Origin of the sequence: Pseudoalteromonas sp. SG45-5, assembly GCF_014164085.1 — a bacterium.
Lineage (GTDB): Bacteria > Pseudomonadota > Gammaproteobacteria > Enterobacterales > Alteromonadaceae > Pseudoalteromonas > Pseudoalteromonas aliena.
This window is the reverse complement of record NZ_JACJEM010000159.1, coordinates 1-542: the sequence shown is the minus strand read 5'-3', so window position 1 is coordinate 542 and position 542 is coordinate 1. Positions and strand designations below refer to the sequence as shown.

Annotated in this window: 1 protein-coding gene; it reads right to left on the bottom strand. The window is 43.0% G+C overall.

The genetic code is table 11. From position 1 onward, the window contains the following. The coding region (locus tag H5119_RS20090; protein WP_259399078.1) for a group II intron maturase-specific domain-containing protein at positions 1 to 542 on the bottom strand (542 nt) is incomplete at both ends.

The window sequence follows — 542 nt, the reverse complement described above, 5'->3', positions numbered from 1 at the left end:
CAAGGGCCTTTACTGGTGATACCACAGGCTATGGCGAGTCGCTCGCTAACACCCAATTTCATTAAACTGCGTACTTTGGTGCGAGGTTTACGCCATTGCCGCCAGTAGCACATTCTTATCCTACGGCGGATCCAATGATCTAAATCCACCGTTAACTGATAAGTGTTGGCTATTAGGTAATAGTGTCCCCAGCCACGTAAATACTGCGTGAGTTTATGAATTTGTAGGGTCATTGAGATCCCCCAGTTGCGGTTAGTGAGTTCTCTTACATTTGCTTTAAATTTCTTTAGCGCCTGTTCGTGGATCTGCACTTTAGCGTAGCGGAAGGTAAACCCAAGAAATTTCGAGCCTGATACGGGACCGACTCGACTTTTCGATTCATTCACTTTGAGTTTTAATCGCTGAGTGATAAACGCAGTAATGTCCCGTTGGATTATTAGCCCTTCGCTTTTCGTTTTTACTAAAATGATTATGTCATCAGCGTAACGTGCAAACTTAAGGCGTTTGTAGGTTAACTTCTTATCTAATTCATCGAGTAAAAT